This window comes from Streptomyces inhibens, assembly GCF_003389455.1.
In the GTDB taxonomy this organism is placed as follows: Bacteria; Actinomycetota; Actinomycetes; order Streptomycetales; family Streptomycetaceae; genus Streptomyces; species Streptomyces inhibens.
The window spans coordinates 1-3,742 of record NZ_QUAC01000343.1; the positions used below are offsets into that span (position 1 = coordinate 1).

Below are 3,742 nucleotides of genomic sequence, written 5' to 3' on the forward strand. Positions count from 1 at the left end.
CGGCAGGCGGCGCGCACTCAAGGCGCGCCGCGTGCCGGGGCCGTTTCGTTCCCGGATCCGCTTCCCGGATGCGTCGTGAGGAGTTCGCGTTCGCCCGATACGGGGGCGGGTCAGCCGCGCTTGACCGCGCAGAGCAGCCCGTCGCCGACCGGCAGCAGGGACGGCACCAGCGTCGTGCTCTCCCGTACGGCCCGCAGCAGCTCCCGCAGGCGCAGCACCTCCGCGGGCTGCACCGCCGAGTCGACCGTACGGCCGTCGGCGAAGACACCCTCGAAGCACACCAGACCGCCGGGCCGCAGCAGACGCAACGATTCAGCGAGGTACTCCAGGCACTCCATCAGGTCGCCGTCGCAGAAGACGAGGTCGTATCCGCCGTCCGCGAGGCGGGGCAGTACGTCCAGGGCCCGGCCGGGAATGAAGCGGGCGCGGTTGCCCGCGAAGCCCGCTGCGCGAAACGCCTGCTTGGCGAACGTCTGCCGCTGGGGCTCCAGATCCACGGTGGTCAGGACTCCGTCGGGCCGCATGCCGTGCAGGAGATAGATGCCCGACACGCCGGTGCCGGTGCCGATCTCGGCGACCGCCTTGGCGTCCGCGGTGGCGGCGAGCATGCGCAGGGCCGCGCCGGTGCCGGTCGTCACCGTACGGATGCCGGCCTCCCGGGCGCAGTCACGGGACCAGCGCAGGGCGGCCTCGGCGCTGTCGTCGATGGTCCCGGCGCCGTACGCCTCGGCGAATGCCAAGCTCGTCTGCCGGTTGCCGGTAATGGCCCTCTCCTGTCCCCGTAGTTGACGCAACCGTGACTGTATCCGCTGTGTGCGGGAACCCGCAGATGGGACCGGGCGTTAAGGAGGGCGAGGGGGAAGACGGGGGGACGCACCGGTGAAGACCGCGCGAGACACGATGCAAGGCCAGAAGCAGGACCAAATGCAGGTCAAAACTGCTTATCCGGAGCTAACGGGCGAGGTGGATATGGTAGTGGCTCTACTGGACACCACCAGAGCCACCAGGGGAGGTGCGGCTGCGGCGGGTGACCGAGGAGTGCTGAGGCGCTTGAAGAGGTCGTTCGCCGAGCCGAAATCCGTGACAAACAATGCTGACCGCCCCCAGAGCCTGAACGGCTTGGGAGGTAACCCCATCCGCCCCACCGCCTCCGCAACTACCGCGACCTTCGCCGCAGACGCGGATGCGCAGGCGTGGACTCCACCCAGCTGGGAGGAGATCGTCAGCACTCACAGCGCACGGGTCTACCGCCTCGCCTACCGCCTCACCGGCAATCAGCACGACGCCGAGGACCTCACCCAGGAGGTGTTCGTCCGCGTCTTCCGCTCGCTGTCGACGTACACCCCCGGCACCTTCGAGGGCTGGCTGCACCGCATCACGACCAACCTGTTCCTGGACATGGTCCGGCGCCGGCAGCGTATCCGCTTCGACGCGCTCGGTGACGACGCCGCCGAGCGGCTCCCCAGCCGCGAGCCCTCGCCGCAGCAGCACTTCAACGACACCCACTTCGACGCCGATGTGCAGCAGGCGCTGGACACCCTCGCGCCGGAGTTCCGCGCCGCCGTCGTCCTGTGCGACATCGAAGGTTTGTCGTACGAGGAGATCGCCGCGACGCTCGGCGTCAAGCTCGGTACGGTCCGCAGCCGGATCCACCGTGGCCGCTCCCATCTGCGCAAGGCGCTCAAGCACCGCGCCCCGGCCACCCGTGCCGAAGAGCGCGAGCAGCGGCGTTCGCTGGCCGTGGTGCCCACGGGGGAGGTAGGAATCGCGTGAGCCTCAGTGGCGGTCCGTCCCCCGCCGAGCAGCATCTCGGCGACCGCCTCGCGGCCCTGGTCGACGGCGAGTTGGGGCATGACGCGCGTGAGCGGGTGCTCGCGCATCTCGCGACATGCGGAAAGTGCAAGGCAGAGGCCGACGCCCAGCGTCGGCTGAAGAGTGTTTTCGCCGAAACGGCGCCCCCCGGCCCCTCCGCGGGCCTGCTGGCGCGCCTGCAGCAGCTGCCCGGCGGCGACCCCGACGGCCCCGGCAGCCGGCTCGGCAACGGCGGCTTCGGGCGCGGTGACTTCACGAGGGGCGGCGGCTCGTTCCGCTATGTCCCCTCCGACAACCACCGCGGCCTCGCGATGGCGGCGGTCCCCACGCAGGCCCGCTCGCGCGGCTTCCGTGTCCATGAGGCCGAGCGGCCCGTGCAGCGGCGCCGGTTCGCCTTCGCGGCGGCCGGTGCGGTCTCGCTCGCGGCCTTCGCGCTGGGCGGCGCCCTCCCGTTGGAGGCGGCGGTCGACGCCACCGGTGGACGCACCGAAGGCAGCGGCACGGCCGTCACCCCGCTCAGCGCCAGCCCCGCGGCAGACAGCGGCTCCCTGCTCCGCAGCGGGCAGTTCCTCTTGACCGGAAACTCCCCGTCGTCGTCCGTCGGTCCGACCATGGCCCCGGCTCCCAGCGCCATGGCCCTGTACGGCCCCGGCGCGCCTTCCGTGCAGCCCTCCTCGGCGCCGGCCGGCCGGTTCGGCCTGTCGCCGTTGATAGCCGCGACCGGTCCGGCATCGGCGTACCACCTCGCGCCACTGGCCGCCGCGACCGGCAACACCCCCGTGCGGAAGAACCCACCCCCGCTGCCACCGCTGGAGCCGATGCGCCCGCTGATCGGCTCCGCGGCCGCGGCCGGCTCGTCCGCCCATGGCTCAACCCCCGCCCAGCGCTGACCGTCCCCTGCGCAGCCCCGCGCGGAACTGGTTGAATCGCTGTGGGGCGGCGCACCCCTGACCGGGTGCGTACCGCGAGGTGGTGGTGGCCCGCATGAGCGTGGGCGAAATCTGGGGAGAGCATGGACGACGGTAAGGCCGCCGGGTCGAAGCTGAAGTGGTGGAGCCGCCCGGGACGCACCCCGGGCACGGAACCGTCCGCCGAGGCCGGTCCGCAGGCGATGCCGCCCGCCGACAGCGCGCCGGGCGCGGCACGGACCGAGGTGTCCGGCATGTCCGGCACGTCCGATGTGCAGCAGGCGGGGGACTGGATCGTGTGCCCGCCGGAGCGGGGGGACGGCTCGGGTGCGGGTGCCGGTGCGGGTGAGGTCGGCGCGGCGGGTACGCCCGTCACACCAGCCACATCCGGCACGTCTGGCGCATCTGATCGGCAGGAGGCGGAGGACTGGACCGTCCGTCCGCCGGAGCAGCGCAATGGCTCGGAGGTGCGTACGGCACCGGAGGCGGCCGGGACCGCAGCGACGGCCGGGACCGCAGTGACGGCCGGGACCGCAGTGACGGCCGGGGCGGCCGAACGGGCCGGTGCGGCCGAGGAGTTGGCCGCGGTGCGGGGTGAGAATGCAGGGGACGGGACGGACCGGGCGGCTGCCGCGACCGTGATGCTCGGCCAGGTGCCCAGTGGCGCGCGGGACGAGGCGAAGGCCGATCCGCGGAGCGAGGCTCCGGGCGGAGCGGCCCCAACGGCCCCGGACGCGGCCACAGCCGCGGCTTCCGGCCCCGCCCCGGCCTCGCCCATGGCGTCGGTATCGGCCGAGCCCCCGAGCGCCACGCCGCAGCGCCGGCAGCCGCTGCACCCCGAGGACCCCTACGGCACACCTCCGTACGGCGGTCCCGGACCGTGGGCGCCCGCGCCGCCCGTACAGCGGCCGGTGGCGACCCCCGCACACGGCACCGTGCTGCCGCCGGCCGCCGGGCCGATGCCCCCGTACGGTGCCCCGGCCCCGGCTGCCCCGGCCCCGGCTGCCCCGGCCCCGGCTGCC

General features: G+C 73.6%; 3 protein-coding genes and 1 pseudogene. 3 read left to right on the forward strand and 1 reads right to left on the reverse strand.

The genetic code is table 11. The annotated features are described in order from the left end of the window. Nucleotides 1–110: 110 nt before the first annotated feature. Nucleotides 111–707, reverse strand: coding sequence for an O-methyltransferase (locus DY245_RS34145; RefSeq protein WP_381404664.1), 597 nt, complete (start codon nucleotides 705–707; stop codon nucleotides 111–113). Nucleotides 708–1,080: 373 nt separating this feature from the next. Between DY245_RS34145 and sigE the strand changes: the two genes are divergently transcribed. The 3 genes and pseudogenes from sigE to DY245_RS34160 all read left to right on the forward strand — a co-directional run. Continuing rightward, the gene (gene sigE / locus DY245_RS34150; protein WP_425329479.1) at nucleotides 1,081–1,773 is read left to right on the forward strand and encodes an RNA polymerase sigma factor SigE; all 693 of its coding nucleotides are present in this window, start codon (nucleotides 1,081–1,083) and stop codon (nucleotides 1,771–1,773) included. Then, the gene (locus DY245_RS34155; protein ID WP_128511011.1) at nucleotides 1,770–2,702 is read left to right on the forward strand and encodes a zf-HC2 domain-containing protein; all 933 of its coding nucleotides are present in this window, start codon (nucleotides 1,770–1,772) and stop codon (nucleotides 2,700–2,702) included. Before sigE ends, DY245_RS34155 begins: the two co-directional genes overlap by 4 nt. 122 nt (nucleotides 2,703–2,824) lie before the next feature. Then, a pseudogene (locus DY245_RS34160) lies at nucleotides 2,825–3,742 on the forward strand (hypothetical protein); the annotation flags it as partial.